The organism is Kitasatospora azatica KCTC 9699 (genome assembly GCF_000744785.1).
Lineage (GTDB): Bacteria > Actinomycetota > Actinomycetes > Streptomycetales > Streptomycetaceae > Kitasatospora > Kitasatospora azatica.
Map to the genome: position 1 here is coordinate 5,195,381 of NZ_JQMO01000003.1, position 15,206 is coordinate 5,210,586.

Annotated in this window: 10 protein-coding genes; 8 read left to right on the plus strand and 2 right to left on the minus strand. The window is 72.5% G+C overall.

Translation table 11 applies throughout. The annotated features are described in order from the left end of the window. Positions 1 to 417 precede the first annotated feature (417 nt). Together BR98_RS33685 and BR98_RS33690 are read left to right on the plus strand one after the other, a co-directional pair. On the plus strand, positions 418 to 2,454 hold the full coding sequence (locus BR98_RS33685) for an FAD/NAD(P)-binding protein (protein WP_035850953.1): 2,037 nt from the start codon (positions 418 to 420) through the stop codon (positions 2,452 to 2,454). Next, positions 2,451 to 3,872: a class-II fumarase/aspartase family protein gene (locus BR98_RS33690; protein WP_035850955.1), complete on the plus strand. Its 1,422-nt coding sequence runs from the start codon at positions 2,451 to 2,453 to the stop codon at positions 3,870 to 3,872. Before BR98_RS33685 ends, BR98_RS33690 begins: the two co-directional genes overlap by 4 nt. Before the next feature lie 93 nt (positions 3,873 to 3,965). Here BR98_RS33690 and BR98_RS33695 read toward each other — a convergent pair whose 3' ends face one another. Further along, on the minus strand, positions 3,966 to 4,343 hold the full coding sequence (locus tag BR98_RS33695) for a hypothetical protein (protein ID WP_035850957.1): 378 nt from the start codon (positions 4,341 to 4,343) through the stop codon (positions 3,966 to 3,968). Between the two features lie 148 nt (positions 4,344 to 4,491). Here BR98_RS33695 and BR98_RS33700 point away from each other — a divergent pair, with 148 nt between their 5' ends. From BR98_RS33700 to BR98_RS33725, 6 genes are all read left to right on the plus strand, one after another. Next, on the plus strand, positions 4,492 to 5,517 hold the full coding sequence (locus BR98_RS33700) for a tetratricopeptide repeat protein (protein ID WP_035850959.1): 1,026 nt from the start codon (positions 4,492 to 4,494) through the stop codon (positions 5,515 to 5,517). 333 nt (positions 5,518 to 5,850) lie between these two features. Further along, positions 5,851 to 7,536: an SWIM zinc finger family protein gene (locus BR98_RS33705; protein WP_232247820.1), complete on the plus strand. Its 1,686-nt coding sequence runs from the start codon at positions 5,851 to 5,853 to the stop codon at positions 7,534 to 7,536. 277 nt (positions 7,537 to 7,813) lie between these two features. Then, positions 7,814 to 8,770, plus strand: a complete 957-nt coding sequence (locus BR98_RS33710; protein WP_051970768.1) for an ABC transporter ATP-binding protein — start codon at positions 7,814 to 7,816, stop codon at positions 8,768 to 8,770. Beyond that, positions 8,767 to 9,534 carry an ABC transporter permease gene (locus tag BR98_RS33715; protein ID WP_035850971.1) on the plus strand — a complete coding sequence of 256 codons (768 nt, stop codon included), beginning with the start codon at positions 8,767 to 8,769 and terminating at the stop codon, positions 9,532 to 9,534. Before BR98_RS33710 ends, BR98_RS33715 begins: the two co-directional genes overlap by 4 nt. Positions 9,535 to 9,550: 16 nt before the next feature. After that, complete coding sequence (locus BR98_RS33720) at positions 9,551 to 10,789, plus strand: sensor histidine kinase (protein ID WP_035850981.1); 1,239 nt, start codon at positions 9,551 to 9,553, stop codon at positions 10,787 to 10,789. Next, on the plus strand, positions 10,786 to 11,403 hold the full coding sequence (locus BR98_RS33725) for a response regulator transcription factor (protein WP_035850984.1): 618 nt from the start codon (positions 10,786 to 10,788) through the stop codon (positions 11,401 to 11,403). The genes BR98_RS33720 and BR98_RS33725 overlap by 4 nt, the downstream gene beginning before the upstream one ends. A gap of 43 nt (positions 11,404 to 11,446) precedes the next feature. On the opposite strand, the gene BR98_RS33730 is transcribed toward BR98_RS33725, so the two are convergent. Further along, positions 11,447 to 15,040: a WGR and DUF4132 domain-containing protein gene (locus BR98_RS33730; protein WP_035850987.1), complete on the minus strand. Its 3,594-nt coding sequence runs from the start codon at positions 15,038 to 15,040 to the stop codon at positions 11,447 to 11,449. Positions 15,041 to 15,206: the final 166 nt, after the last annotated feature.

Sequence of the window (15,206 nt, forward strand, 5' to 3'; positions counted from 1 at the left end):
GACTGCGGGCGGCGCTAGGGGATTTGGGGTCATCATCATCGTTCTGTGCGAGCGGATCCAGGCGGCTGCACCCCCCGGGCCTTCCGAACGAATCGGTCGATCAAGGCGACGGGAGGAAATCTGGACGAAAAAGGGGTGATTTGGGCCGGATGGGCACTCGCGCGCCGGCATTCGCCACAAGTCGGGTGGAGCGGAAGGGATTTCACCATGTCTATGACGGTAAGTCAATGATCTTCCCCCGACTACGAGATGACCGTAAGGAATCTTCGATACCCACGATGATCCCGAGTTCGCGGGCGGGCGGCCGGGCGGACGATCCGAAAGTGGTCCAGTGGACCGGTGGGTGAGTGGCCCATTGGCGGACAGAAGACTGGCTTACGGTCAAGCTGTTAAGTCGTCAAATACGGGAGTAGTCGCATGACCGGCAGCAGGACCAACGTCTGCATCATCGGTGCTGGCCCGCGCGGGCTCTCCGTCCTGGAGCGCCTGTGTGCCAACGAGCGTGCGCAGCCCTTGTGTTCGGCCCTGGTGGTGCATGTCGTGGACCCGTTCCAGCCGGGCGCCGGCGCGGTCTGGCGCACCGACCAGTCCCGACACCTGCTGATGAACACCGTGGCCTCGCAGATCAGCGTCTACACCGACGACAGCTCGCAGATCGACGGCCCGATCGAACCGGGCCCCACCCTCTACGAGTGGGCCCGACAGCTGGCCGGATCCGACGGTGCGCAGGGGTTCGACGGTGCGCAGGGGTTCGACGGTGCGCATGGCTTCGATGGTGCGCAGGAGCTCGACGGTGCGCAGGGCTTCGACGACCAGACGCTGGCGGAGGCCCGCGACCTGCAGCCGAACACGTACCCCACCCGTGCGTTCTACGGCAGTTACCTGCACGACAGCTTCCGCCGGGTGGTGGATCGGGCTCCGGAGCACGTCACCATCCAGGTGCACCGCTCGCGCGCGGTCGCCGTGGCCGACTCCCGGGGCAGCGGGGAGACCCAGGCCGTCTGCCTGGAGAACGGCCTCTGGCTGGACGACCTGAACGCCGTCGTCCTGGCTCAGGGCCATGTGCCGACGCAGCTGTCCTCCCGTGAGGAGCGCACCGCGGAGTTGGCGCGGGCGCACCGCCTGACGTACATCCGTCCCGGCAACCCGGCGGACCAGGACCTCAGCGGCGTCCTGCCCGGCCAGAACGTGCTGCTGCGCGGACTCGGCCTCAACTTCTTCGACCACATGGCACTGTTCACCATGGGCCGCGGGGGCGTCTTCGTCCGGGCCGCCGACGGGCGCCTGGCCTACCAGCCCTCGGGCCTGGAACCGCGACTGTACGCGAGCTCCCGGCGCGGCGTGCCGTACCACGCCCGCGGTGAGAACGAGAAGGGCGCCTTCGGTCGCTACTTCCCGAAGCTGCTCACGGCCCAGTACGTCGCGGCCCTTCGCGAGCGCGCCGGCAAGGGCGACGAGGTGCGCTTCGGCACCGACTTGTGGCCGCTGATCGCCCGCGAGGTGGAGAGCGTCTACTACGGGGCGCTGCTCGACTCCCGCGGCCGTGGCGAGGAGCGGGACGCTTTCGTCGAGGCGTACCTGGCCGCGGCGGACAGCGCCGAGGTGGTGCACGCCTTCGGTATCGCGGCGGACGACCGCTGGAGTTGGGAACTGCTCTCCCAGCCGTACCGCGACCGGGAGTTCGACAGCCGGGAGGACTTCCAGGAGTGGCTGCTGGGGTACCTGGCGCAGGATGTCGCGGCCGCGATGCAAGGGAACCTGACCGGTCCTCTGAAGGCAGCCCTGGACGTGCTGCGAGACCTGCGCAACGAGATCCGCCTGGCGGTGGACCACGGTGGGCTGTACGGCGACTCGCACCGCGACGAGCTGGAGGGCTGGTACACCCCGCTCAACGCCTTCCTCTCGATCGGCCCGCCGGCCTCGCGGATCGAGCAGATGATCGCGCTGATCGAGGCCGGGGTGCTGGAGCTGACCGGCCCGCAGACGGAGATCCGGATCGACACCGAGTCCGGGGCGTTCGTCGCGCACAGCTCCGTGGTTCCCGGGCCCGTGGTCCGGTCCACGGTGCTGATCGAGGCCAGGCTGCAGGAACCCGACCTGCGGCGCACCGCCGACCCGCTGCTGCGCGCACTGCTGGAGTCCGCGCAGGCGGCCACCTTCCGCATCGCCACGTCCGAGGGCAGCTACGAGACCGGCGGCCTCGCCGTGACCGAGCGTCCGTACCGGATCCTCGACGCGCAGGGCGCGCCGCACCCGCGCCGCTTCGCCTACGGGGTGCCCACCGAGTCCGTGCACTGGGTCACGGCCGCGGGCATCCGGCCCGGGGTGGACTCGGTGACCCTGGGTGACTCCGACTCGATCGCCCGAGCGGTGCTCGCCCTGCCGGTGGTGGACCGGGGCGAGGCAGCCGAGAGCGCGGCGACTGCGGCCGAGGGCGCCGGGGTGATCGTATGAGCGGGCGAGGCGACACGACGCAGGACGCGGGACTGCTCTCCCCGGTCCGAGCCGGTACGCCGGTCGAGGAGGCCGTCTGCGACCAGGCATGGCTGCAGGCCATGCTCGACGCCGAAGCCGCCCTGGCCCGTGCCCAGGCCAGGCTCGGCACCGTGCCGGCGGCCGCCGCCCGGACCATCAGCGAGGCCGCCCGGGCCGAGAACTTCGAGCTGCGCGAACTCGCCCTGGCCGCCCGGGAAACCGCCAACCCCGTGGTCGGGCTGGTGCAGGCGCTCACCAGGGTGGTCAGCGCGACGGACCCGGCCGCGGCCGAGTACGTCCATCGCGGATCCACCAGCCAGGACGTCTTCGACACCGGGGCGATGCTGGTCGCCCGGCGGGCCCTGCTGATCATCCGCGCCGATCTGGCCCGGACGACCACCGCGTTGGGAGCACTCGCCAAGCGGCACCGCGACACCGTGATGGCAGGCCGCACCTTGGCGCTGCAGGCCGTCCCGACCACCTTCGGACTCAAGGCGGCCGGCTGGCGGCAGCTGCTCCTGGACGCGGACCGGCGTCTGGGTCAGGTGTACGACCACGGCCTGCCCGTTGCCCTCGGTGGTGCGGCCGGAACCCTGGCCGGGTACCTGGAGTACGCCAGGCTCGACGGCGGCGAGCGAGGCGAGCCCGACCTCGACCGCTACCTCGACCTCGACCGCTACCTCGACGCCCTGGTGGACGCCTTCGCCGACGAGACCGGGCTCGCCCGCCCGGTCCTGCCCTGGCACGTGCTGCGAACCCCGATCGCCGACCTCGCCGCAGCGCTGGCCTTCACCGCAGGCGCCCTGGGCAAGATCGCGATCGATGTGCAGTCCCTCACCCGCACCGAGGTCGGCGAGGTCACCGAACCCGCGGTAGCCGGCCGGGGCAGCTCCTCGGCGATGCCGCACAAACGCAACCCGGTGCTGGCCACGTTGATCCGCAGTGCCGCCCTCCAGGTCCCGGCGATCGCCGGCGCGCTCAGTCAGTGCCTGGTCTCGGAGGACGAACGCTCGGCCGGCGTCTGGCACGCCGAGTGGCAGCTGCTGCGCGAGTGCCTGCGCCTCACCGGCGGCGCCGCCCACACGGCGGTCGAACTGGCCGAGGGCCTGGACGTGCGTACCGACCGGATGTTCGCCAACCTCCAGCTGACCGGCAGTCAGATCGTGTCCGAACGCATCGCCGCCGTGCTCGCCCCCCACCTCGGCAAGGTCGCGGCCAAGCAACTCCTCACCGATGCTGCGACCCGCTCCCAGGAAACCGGTGACCCACTTCCCACCGTCCTCGCCGCGACCCCCGCCCTCCAAGGCATCCTCGACCCCGCCGCCCTCGCCACCCTGTGCGACCCCTCGGCCTACACCGGAGCCGCGTCCTCCCTGGTGGACCGCGCCCTGCGCTGACGAGGCCCACTGGGCCGCCCGATCGGCACGGCGACCAGGCTGTCTCGGTTGACCTGGTACGCCGCCGTCGGGCGGCACACTCGGGCGCAGAGGTCAGAACTCGGGTGGCGGGGCGGCGTCGAGGAGTTCGCGCTTCACGTGCTCGAAGTCGGCCCGGGCCTGCGAGTCGCCGTGGTCGTAGTCGGTCCAGAAACCGGGGCGCTGCCAACGGGCGTCGGCGAGGCGGGTGCGGCCGTCTGCGATGACCAGGGTCCAGCCACGCGGTATCCGGGTGTCCACCGTCTCGAAGTCGGCCGGGTCCCAGAGCAGTCCGGGATCGGGTACGTCGGGGCCGAGCACGCGGATCTGGCAGTCGATGTCGGAGGTGACCATCTCCGCAACCGGGTAGACGCCACCCACCCGAATCCCGTCGAACTCCGCGACCGGGATGTCGGCTGCGGGGTGGATGATCTGCAGGCACCTGACTCTCATCGGAGAAGTCTCGCCATGGCCGATCCCCGGTCGTTGCCCGGGGCGCCTGGACGGATCGTGACCGGCGAGTCACGACCCTCATCGGATACCTCGTGGCCGGCTGCTGCTGGCGCTGGCGCTCGGCGGGCAGGACCGGATCACCGAGGCGATGGGCGAACTCGAACGAGCCCTTGCGCAGGCCCCGACGGACGTCCCCGCCGAGGAGCTGACCCCGCTGCACCGGATGCTCGGCGCGATGGCGCTGCGCACCCGGCAGTACCAGACGGCCGTGCGCGCGCTCTCGGAGGCGGCGGCCCGGCTGGACCGCGAGGGCCAAGCGCTGGACGCCCGGGAGACGCGCCTCCAACTGGGCCGGGCGCTGTGCGCGCAGGGCTCGTTCGGCGACGGCGTGGCCGTCCTGGAGTCGCTGCTCGATCCGGCCGGACCGGGCGCACCGGAGCAGGCGGTCGGAGTCGGAGCGGACCGGGAACCGTCGCAGGCCGAGCAGTTGACGGCCCAGATCCGGGCCGACCTGGCCGGCGCCCTGCTCTCGCTGGGCGAGCCTCGGGACGCTGCGGTGCAGTACCTGCACCTGGCGGACATCGCCGACAGGTGGCCGGAGAAGGAACTGCTGACCTCCGCGGCAGCCGGAGCCGCGGGCGCGTTGGCGCTGGCGGGCAACTGGGACGGCGCGAAGGCGGCCCTGGAACGCGCACTCGAGTCCAACCGCGCGGCGCCGGTCCTGCCGGACATCACCGACGCCCTGCGCACCCTCGCGGTCGAAGCGGTCGACGCACGCGGCGCAGACGCCGCGGACGAGGCGCTCGGGTACCTGGCCGAGGCCGATCGGTTGCGCGAGGAGTTCCCGGACGCCGCTCGTGAGCAGTTCCGCAGCGTGGACGTCGACCTCGCGCAATGCCTGTACACCCGCGGCCGGGTGCATGCCGCCACGGGTCGGTCGGAGCAGGCGCTGGCAGCGTTCGAGCAGGCCGTCGCCGTCTACGACCGCGCGGGGTACGCGACGAGCCCGCCGCGCTTCGAAGCGCTGAGGATGGCCGCTCTGGTGGAGAGCCGGGCACTGGAGCGCACCACCGCGGCACGGACCCGCCTGGACAAGGCCGCCGCCGAAGCGGACGCAGCCGGCCTGCCCGATGCCGCATCCACCCTGCGCCGCCTGCGGAACGGCTTGCAGTAGCCGCACGGCGGCCGGGAGCGCAGTGCTCCAAGAGGCGCCGGCGGCCACCGTCATCGAGACGGTGGCCGCCGGCCACACACCCTGACCCAGCGGCGCACGCTCGGCCCGACGGAGGCCGGCGTCGGCCCCGGCGACCAGGTCGGCGAGCCGCTCGAGTGAACGCGCCGCGATGCGCAGGCCTGACACGGTGACCTCGAAGCGCTCGGCCCGCATCAGGACGAGATTTTCCTCCCGGGTGAGAGCGGTGGCCGCCTATCGTATGAAGCCCGGGTCCTGAGGGTGAAAGGACCGACTTCTGGAACGCTTCCGACCTGGTCCGTTTGGATGGGCGCCGTGACGAGCACTGCTGGATTCACTGAGGACGACCTGCGCGCGCTGGCGGGGCCGCGTTCCTTCGACCGGGGCCGGGGCTACCGCGACGCGGTCGACTCGCTCGAGGTGGACGGGCACCGGTTCACCGCCATCGTCCATGGGACCGATGCCTATGAGGTCGTGCTGGAGATGGACGAGGAGGACGGGCTGTGGGGGGAGTGCGATTGCCCCTACGGTCTGGACGGCAACTTCTGCAAGCACTGTGTCGCGGTGGGCCTGGTCGTGCTGCAGCGGCACGGGGAGCTGCCCCGGCTCCGGGCCGACAGCGGGGCGAGGACCGGCAGCCTGGAGTCGTGGCTTTCGTCGCGCTCACGCGAGGACCTGCTGGCCCTGGTCCGCGAACTGATCGACGGTGACCGGGACTTGCGCCGGCGCCTGGAGCTGCGGGCCGCGACCGCCGGTGCCGACCTGGGTCAGATGCGCGCACGGATCGCGGACCTGCTCGCGGTGGGCCGCTTCAGCCGGTACGGATACGTCGAGTACGCCGACGCCCACGCCTACGCGCGCCAGGCCGGTGAGGCGGTCGAGGCGATCAGCGCTCTGACCGACACGGGGCAGGCAGGGCAGGCGGTCGTCCTCGCGCGGGAGGCGATCAGGTTGCTCGGCGAGGCGTCTGACCAGGTGGACGACTCCGACGGACACCTCGGCGGGGTGGCAGCGGATCTGGGCGAGGCGCACCTGGAGGCCTGCCGTGGGGCCTCGCCCGATCCGAAGGAGATCGCCGAGTGGCTGGTCGGTCACCTGTTGGGCGGCCTGAGCCACCTGCCGGAGATCGATCTGGAGGATTACCGCGACATCCTCGGGGAGACGGGGCTCGCGCGGGTGCGGGAACTCGCGCAGGAAGCGTGGCGGCGCAGGCCGTCCGGCTGGGCCGAGAAGAACCTCATGCAGGACCTGGTCAAGGCCGAGGGCGACGTCGACGCGCTGATCGCCGTGTACGCCGCCGACCTCGCCCCGTCCGGCTGGACCCACCTGGTGATCGCGCAGGAACTGGACGCGGCCGGCCGCGAGGCCGAGGCGCTTGAGTGGGCCGAGCGAGGGCTGCGCAGCACCGCCGGGCAGGCCCAGGTCGACGACCGGCTGCTGGACTACGTCACCGGTCGCTACGTCCGAGCCGGGCGGCTCGCCGATGCCGCAGCCGTGCGCCGCGATCGGTTCAAGGCAGCGCGCACGCTGGCCGCCTACGGGAAGCTCCGGGACGCCGCACGGGCGGCTGGGACCTGGGACATCGAACGCGCCACCGCACTGGACCTGCTGCGCACCGACGCCGACCAGGGACGCGGCCGCGGGTGGTACGGCGACGGGCCGGTGCTGATCGACGCCCTGATCGACGAGGGGGACCTGGACGCGGCATGGGAGGCCGCCCCGGGACGCGCCGGCACCCGGCAGTGGCTGACACTGGCCGACCGGGTCCGCGATCGCCGTCCGGCCGATGCACTGGAGGTGTACCGCCGCGCCATCGAGCCGCTCAAGCAGGTAACCGGCGATGGCAACTATCAGCAGATGGCCACGCTGCTGCTGAACGCCCGCGCCTGCCACCGGGCACTGGGCACGGAAACAGAGTTCGCCACCTACCTGGCTGCACTGCGAGCCGACCAGAAGCGCAAGCGCAATCTCATGAAGATCCTTGCCGAGAAAGGTTTGTGACACTTCGAAGAACACACTTTCCCCAGTGTCGCCGGGCCCGCAGTAGCCACGAGCCGAATCCGGCAGGCAGCCACGTCGACCGCCCGTCAGCTCCGCCTCCAAGGCGTGGCGGCGACGCGCGGTTCGCTGGCCGGGCCGGACCAGGGTTTCGACGCCAAGCCTGGCACCGCAGGTTCAGCAGCGACGACCTTTCGAGCCCCACAGGCATGAGGTTTGTCATCGTTGTCGATGACGGTCCGCACTGCCCGGCGCCGCCCGCGCGCCGGAGGCTTGAGGCATGGACGACGGAGCGAGGGTGATCGAGGCCGCCGGGGCACGCCGCAGGTACGGCGGCGGCTTCGAGGCGGTGCGCGGAGTGTCGTTCTCGGTGGCGAGGGGCGAGCTGTTCGCGCTGCTGGGAACCAACGGGGCGGGCAAGACCTCGATTCTGGAACTGCTGGAGGGGCTGGCCCGTCCGAGCGCCGGGACGATCAGGGTGCTGGGCCGCGATCCGTACGCAGAGCGGGCGTCGGTACGGCCCAGGATCGGGGTGATGCTCCAGGAGGGCGGCTTCCCGGTCGATCTGACGGTGGACGAGACCGCGCGGATGTGGGCGGGGTGCGTCACCGGGGCCCGGCCCCGGCAGGAGTCGCTGGACCTGGTGGGCCTGGGGCACCGGTCCGGCGTACGGGTCCGGCAGCTGTCGGGGGGCGAGCGGCGCCGACTGGACCTGGCGCTCGCGTTGCTGGGTCGGCCGCAGGTGCTGTTCCTGGACGAGCCGACCACCGGCCTGGACCCGCAGGGCCGGCACGACACCTGGGAGCTGGTCCGCGCGCTGCGGGCCGAGGGCACGACGGTGCTGCTGACCACCCACTACCTGGAGGAGGCGGAGGCGCTGGCCGACCAGCTGGCGATCCTGCACCAGGGCCGGATCGTCGCTCTCGGTACCCCCGCCGAGGTGACCGGCGCACGTCCGGCCCGGATCGCCTTCGGCCTGCCCCCGGGCTGGCACCCCGGCGACCTGCCGCCCTTCCCCGAGCTCGGCGTGCTGCGGCACGAGCTGCGCGAGGGCCGGGTGGTGCTGCACACCGACAGGCTCCAGCACACGCTCACCGCCCTGCTGCGCTGGGCCGAGCAGCGCGAGGTCCCGCTGGACCGGCTGGACGCGCGCACGGCCTCCCTGGAGGAGGCCTTCCTGGCCATCGCCGGACAGGACACACACGCCGGACAAACCGGAGAGGGGATCGCCGCATGACCGCCGCGACACGGGTGAGGGCGCTCGGCCGGGCGGAGCTGACGCTGCTGCTGCGCAACCGCACGGCCGTCGCCGTGGCACTGCTGCTGCCGGTCGGCACGGTGGCCGCCTGGCGCCCCGCCATGGGGCAGTTCGCCGAGGGCGGGGCGGCCGGGCCGCTGAACGAGCAACTGGTCAGCGGCGGGATCGGCCTGGTGCTGCTCTATGTCGTCTACTACAACCTGGTCACCGCCTATGTCGCGCGCCGCGAGGAGCTGGTGCTGAAGCGGCTGCGCACCGGGGAGCCGACCGACCTGGAGATTTTGGCCGGTACCGCCCTCCCGGCCGTGGCCGTGGCACTGGCCCAGTGCCTGGCGTTGGTCGCGGCCGGGGCCGCGCTGCTGCACCTGGGGCTGCCGAGGCGTCCGGAACTGCTGCTCGCCGGCCTCGCGCTGGGCGTCCCGTTGCAGGCGGCGCTTGCCGCCGCGTCCACTGCCTTCACCCGCAGCGTGGAGCTGGCCCAGCTCACCACCGCCCCGCTGATCCTGCTCTCGGCGGTAGGCTCGGGCGTCCTGATCCCGCTGGGGTCGATGCCGCAGCTGATGGGGGAAGTCTGCCGATGGCTGCCGCTCACCCCGGTGATGGAGCTGGTACGGGCCGGCTGGATCGGCGGCTCCTCGGCCGGAGCGGCCCAGGTGCTGCTCGAGCTGGCCGCCGCGTCGGCCTGGACCCTGTTCGCCGCGTTCGCTGTCCGCCGCTGGTTCCGCTGGGAACCCCGCCGATGACCGCCCGGAGGGACCGATGGCAAGCCTGACCGGCTGGTGGCAGCGGCGCAGCGACCCTGCCCGGATCGAGCTCTACACCCGGTCCTCGTTCTACTTCTTCGCGCTCTCCGAGGTGGGCGTGCTCAGCGGCTCGCTGCTCGGCGGGCGCGCCTCGGCGGGGCCGTGGATCGGGCTGATCGGCCTGGGAGCGGTGCACGCCGCGCTGTGCGCGCTGCTCTCGGCCAGGGGCCTGGACTGGCTGCTGGGCCGCCGGGAGCGCCCGGTCCGACTGCTCGCCGCCGTCGCCGCGCTGTCCATGGGGGGCGCGGTGCTCGCCGTGACGCTGCGGCAGACGGGGCTGCTCGGCAGCGGCGTGGACGTGGTGGTGCTCGCCGTGGGCCTGATCGCCTTCGGCCTGGGCGCGATGGTCCTCGGCATCCGCGGGCTCCGCGAGCTGGTGTGGTGCCTGGTGGGCGCGGCGGCGCTGCTGGCTGCGCCCTGTGCACTGCTGGGGCTCCCCGGCGGGGCGGTGGTCGGGTTGGCCGCCGGGGTGCTCGGGGTGGGGGCGCTGATGATGTTCACCAGCGGCTGCTCGATGTGGCTGATGAACGTGGTCTGGGAGCTGGACGCGGCCCGGGAGCTGGAGCCGAGGCTGGCCGTCGCCGAGGAGCGGCTGCGGTTCGGCCGCGATCTGCACGATGTGATGGGGCGCAATCTGGCGGTGATCGCCCTCAAGAGCGAACTGGCCGTGCACCTGGCGCGGCAGGGCCGTCCGGAGGCGGTGGAGCAGATGATCGAGGTGCAGCGGATCGCCCGGGAGTCCCAACACGAGGTGCGCGAGGTGGTGCGCGGCTACCGGCAGGCCGACCTGTCCGTGGAGCTGGCCGGGGCGCTGTCCGTGCTGCGCGCGGCGGGGATCGACGCGGAAGCCGAGGGGGAGGGCGGCGGCGCGCTGCCGCCCGAGGTGCAGGCCGCGCTGGGCTGGGTCGTCCGCGAGGCCACCACCAACGTGCTGCGCCACAGCGAGGCCAGGAGCTGCGTCATCCGGCTGGGCACGGACGGCGCGGCGGTGCTCTCGATGCACAACGACGGGGTGGGCCCGCGCGGCAGTGACGCTGCGTCAGGGAGCGGCCTGGACGGGCTGCGCGAACGGCTCGCGGCACTCGGCGGGACCCTGGCGGTGGAGTCGGGGGCCGGTTCCTTCCGGCTGACCGCCGAGGTGCCGCTGGCCGGGCCGGACCGGCTCGGGGCGCGGCAGCGGGGAGCGGCCGTATGAGCGAGCGCGTGCGGGTGCTGCTGGCCGACGACGAGCACCTGATCCGGGGCGCGGTCGCCGCGCTGCTGTCCTACGAGGAGGACCTGCTGGTGGTGGCCGAGGCCGCGTCGGGCCCGGAGGCCCTGGCGATGGCCAGGGCGCACCGGCCTGACGTGGCGGTGCTGGATCTGCAGATGCCGGGCGGCCTGGACGGGGTCGCGGTGGCCGCGGCGCTGCAGGCCGAGCTGCCCGGGTGCCGGACGATGATCGTCACCAGCCACGGCCGTCCCGGGCACCTCAAGCGGGCCCTGGCCGCCGGGGTGCGCGGCTTCGTGCCGAAGACGGTGTCCGCGGCGCGACTGGCCGAGATCATCCGCAGCCTGCACGCCGGCGGGCGCTATGTGGACCCGGAGCTGGCCGCTGACGCGATCAGCGCCGGCGACTCCTTGCTGACCGTGCGCGAGGCCCAGGTGCTGGCACTGGCGGCGGACGGCGCCCCGATCGCCGAGGTGGCCCGGCGGGCCTCGCTCTCCCCGGGCACGGTGCGCAACTACCTCTCCTCCGCCACGGCCAAGCTCTCCGCCGACAACCGCCACACGGCGGTCAGAATGGCCCGCGAACGCGGCTGGATCTAGGGACTGTGAAGCGTGGTGTCCTCGGTGTTCTGCTCGACGGTGGTCACTTGGCCGTCACCTCCTCCAGGTCGGCGAGCAGTTCGGAGGCGATGACCGGGTCCAGGTCGCCGAACCGCAGGGGGTACTCGCGGCTGCTCCAGTGGTCGCCGGGCGCCGAGTCCAGCCAGACCGTCTCGAAGGTCTGGTCGGGAAACTCGGTCACCAAGCCGACACAGATGCCCTCGTCGAGCTGGATGACCAGGTGGCAGCCGTCGGCGAGGGGCTTGGAGAACCAGCGCTCGATGCCGGCGTCCTGCGGCTCGCCGCGCTCCCAGCCGCGCTTGGTCAGACCGAGCAGACGGCCGACCGGCACCGTGCAGCCTTCGAAGCGGTGCAGCCGATTGGCGCTCGCCTCCTGTGGCGTCAGCAGGTGCACCTGGCGGCCGAGCTGACGGAACGGCTGGAGGATCTCGTAGTCGGCGAAGACCTCCGACCATGCCGCCACCTGCTCACCGAGGTGCAGCGGGTGCGCGAGTCGAACCGTCGCGTCCTCGGAGAGGACGAAGGCGTCGTCCGTCACGTCGGCGAAGGTGCGGTCCTCGGCGACCCTGAAGGCCGTCGAAGTGCCGTCGGCCGCGTCAGCGAGCCAGACCAGCCGGCGCGCGAGGTGCCAGACGAGCGGGTGCTCGACGAAGAGTCCCTGGAACCCGACTGCGGTCCAGGTGCGTTGGGCGACCATGGCAGCCTCCAACCGATGGATCTGGTCGACCGCTACGGTGCGCACGTCCTTCTTCAACGCGGTGAATCGCTTCCGCTCGGCCGGGGCCAGCTCCTGGTCGTCCCGTGCGCCGGGGGCGGGCAGATCCTTGCGCCGCTTGCCGTCGGCGTCCAGCACGAACGGGCGCAGCTGCTCGTCGAAGCCGACGGTGAACTGGCACGGACCGTAGTCGATCACCGCGGTGCCGTCCGGGCCGAGGCCGAGATCGGGGACCAGACGGTCCGAGAGCTGCTCGCCGGTCAGGCCCAGGCCCTCCGCCACCTCGGCGATCTTCTCCTGGGCACGGACCTTGAGCGCCTTGAACTTCACCCGCTGGGCGATGCCGTGCAGGTGCAGCAGTGCGACATCGGTGCCGATCGCGGCCAGCACGTCCAGGCCCTCGACGGCGCGGTGGTGCGCGCCCTGGCCCGGCCAGTCGCGCAGGATCGGGGTGAGCCGGCGCACCGTCTCGTCGTCCCCCAGGGCCCCGAGCGCGTGCAGGATCCAGCTCTCCTTGGCGGGCAGTCCGGCCTGCCGCCACTCCTCGAACAGCGCCCAGGCGAACCCGGCGAGCGAGTCGGCCCGGCAGGCCTCGATGACGACGGCGAGGCCGGGGTACGCGGCGCCGGGCTTGGAGAGCGCCAGCATGGTCAGCACATGCCGCACCGCCTCGTCCGGCAGCGCCTCGCCCGAGGCGATCAGCAACTGCGGCAGCACCGCCGGCTGCACCCAGACCGGCAGTACCGGCATCCGCGCGGGAAGGGCGTTCTCCATCGGATCCGCGGCCAGCACCTCGGCGACGATCTCCGCCGCCTGCTCCCCGTAGCGGGCGGCAACGGCGGCCAGCACGGGCTCGACACCCTCGCCGGTCGCGACCAGCCGCAGCGCCTGTTCGGCCGCGTTCCGGGCCGGTCCGGCGGGGCCGACCGCGTCGGGAACCAGCAGCAGGGCCGCGGGTATGCCATGCCGGGCGAACCAGGAACGCGCCGTCGGCTGCACCGACTTGAGCCGCACGAAGCCGTCCGCCAGCACCCGCGCCACCTCCGCATCGAGGAACGGCAGCAACAACGGCGCGAGGTTGGCCGGCTTGGCCCGCGCGGCCGCACGCACCATCGGCAACGCCGCCAAGCCGTACTTGCCGACCACGGGCTGCAGATACTCCGTCGCGCCCCACAAGTCGGTGGGGCTCCACTCGGCGACGAACGGGGCGAGCTCCTCCTCGGGGCCTTGCGCCAGCAGCCGGGCCGCGTACCAGAGGCCGGAGCTGCGGCCGCTAAGTACGCGCTCCGCCTCCGCGGTCCAGTCGGTGTTCTCCGGATACTGCCACCCGGGGAAGTCGGCCCGAGCCCAGCGCTCCCGCTCGCCGGGGCGCCAGGCCAACTGCGCCGCCTCGTCCGCCTGGAGGCCGGCGAGAACTCGCGCCTTGCGGGGTACGCGCGGGCGGGTCATCCACGGCGCCGACACCAGCACCGGCGGCAGCGCTGCCGGCGCAGCCTCGGCCACCCGCTCCCGGGCACCGTCCAGGCTGGCGACCAACTCCGCTGCCGCAGCGTCGAGTCGCGGCAGTATCTCGGGCAGCCGGGCCTTGTGCAGCAGCACATGAGTGTTGAGCAGCTGCCGGGCGGCCGGCGCGTTCTTGCCGCCCTTGAGCGCCGCATCGGCGAGCAGTCGCACGGCTCGCACCGGGTACCGCTGCATGGCGTCCTGCAGTGCGGGGCGGATGTGCTTGTCATCCAGACGGGCGACCAGCAGGTGGAACGCGTCATCGGTCGGGAACTGCGCCGCCAGTGCGGTGATCGCCCGGATCCCGTCCGCGCCGTAGGCCAGATCTATCGCGCCGCCGAGGAACGGCACGCAGGCCGTGCCGATGCCATCGGCGAGGGTCGCGACGAGTTGCACCGACCACGCGCTCCAGTACAGCTTGGGGAAGGGACCGAGCCGCTCCACCTGCGCTGGGTGGTCCAGCGCGTGCAGCAGCAGCACCCGCAGCGCCGGCCCGTCCTCGCCGTATCCGGGCTCGTCCGCGAGGCAATCATCCACCCAGCCGGACATGCCCGGGGCGAGGTAGGCCGCGACGACCCGGCGCCGGGGAGTGGTCCGGTGGTTCGCGATCGCCGCGACGGCCTCCTGGTACACCGGCTCCTCCGCGCAGGCGAGCAGCGCACGGACCCGGTCATCCAACTGACGCTGCGGGGAGACGTAGCGGTGTGGGTACGAGACCCGCAGCCGCAGCGCCAGGTCGTACCGCCGGGATCCTTGCTGCAGGTAATGGGTCTCGACCTCGTGCATCGCCAGCATCGCGCGGGCGGCGAAGCCCAGTCCGTGCCGGGCGACCCACGCGTCGGCGAACGGCGTGTCCTCGGTGCGGCCGTCCTGCCACTCGGGCGGCAACATGCTCGCAACGGCGGCGGCGCCCACCGGGTCCGGCTCACCAGACAGGTAAGCATGGGCGGCGCGCACCAGTTCGGGGTCGGAGTCGGCGGCAGCCAGCACCTGGGCGATCCACTCGCGGTCGTCGTCGATCCGTCGCTCCTCCTGCTCGACCGCTTCCGGGCCGGGCTGGGGCACGACCCGCACCACACCTCCGCGGCGCGGCAGCGCCGTCTCCCGCCAGGCTTCGGGCAGCACGAAGGAGTCCTCGTCAGGCAGTTCGGTGGACGACTCGGGCTCCACAACCGGCACGACGTCATCGGCCACCGCGACCTCGGCGTACCCCTTCCGCTCCTTCTCCGCCACCTGCTTGGCCAGGTGCGCCCGTGCCGCGGCGGTGGAGTCCAACTCCTTCACCTGGACGCGGCCCTCGGAGCCGATCCGGCCGTAGCGCACCTGCACTGACGCGCCCTCGACCGCAGCCTCCCAGAACTTCGCAGAACCGTCACCGACGAGCTCCCAGCGCTGCACAGCTCCACCTCCATGCCGTGGCCAGCCACCGGGTGTAGTGATCATCCGGTGATCAATGAACGAAACCCTATCGACCACCCCTGACACCTGACGCAACGTCATCGTCCCTGGTCGGCCGCCCCGCCCCGCGCGCAGCCAGGAACGGGCCCTACCGTGCCCGCCTGCT

Excerpts from the sequence above, each read along its gene's own strand:
- BR98_RS33725 (WP_035850984.1), top strand. The coding sequence starts at position 10,786 with ATGAGCGAGCGCGTGCGGGTGCTGCTGGCCGACGACGAGCACCTGATC.
- BR98_RS33715 (WP_035850971.1), top strand. The coding sequence starts at position 8,767 with ATGACCGCCGCGACACGGGTGAGGGCGCTCGGCCGGGCGGAGCTGACG.
- BR98_RS33710 (WP_051970768.1), top strand. The coding sequence starts at position 7,814 with ATGGACGACGGAGCGAGGGTGATCGAGGCCGCCGGGGCACGCCGCAGG.
- BR98_RS33690 (WP_035850955.1), top strand. The coding sequence starts at position 2,451 with ATGAGCGGGCGAGGCGACACGACGCAGGACGCGGGACTGCTCTCCCCG.
- BR98_RS33685 (WP_035850953.1), top strand. The coding sequence starts at position 418 with ATGACCGGCAGCAGGACCAACGTCTGCATCATCGGTGCTGGCCCGCGC.
- BR98_RS33695 (WP_035850957.1), bottom strand. The coding sequence starts at position 4,343 with ATGAGAGTCAGGTGCCTGCAGATCATCCACCCCGCAGCCGACATCCCG.
- BR98_RS33720 (WP_035850981.1), top strand. The coding sequence starts at position 9,551 with ATGGCAAGCCTGACCGGCTGGTGGCAGCGGCGCAGCGACCCTGCCCGG.
- BR98_RS33700 (WP_035850959.1), top strand. The coding sequence starts at position 4,492 with ATGGGCGAACTCGAACGAGCCCTTGCGCAGGCCCCGACGGACGTCCCC.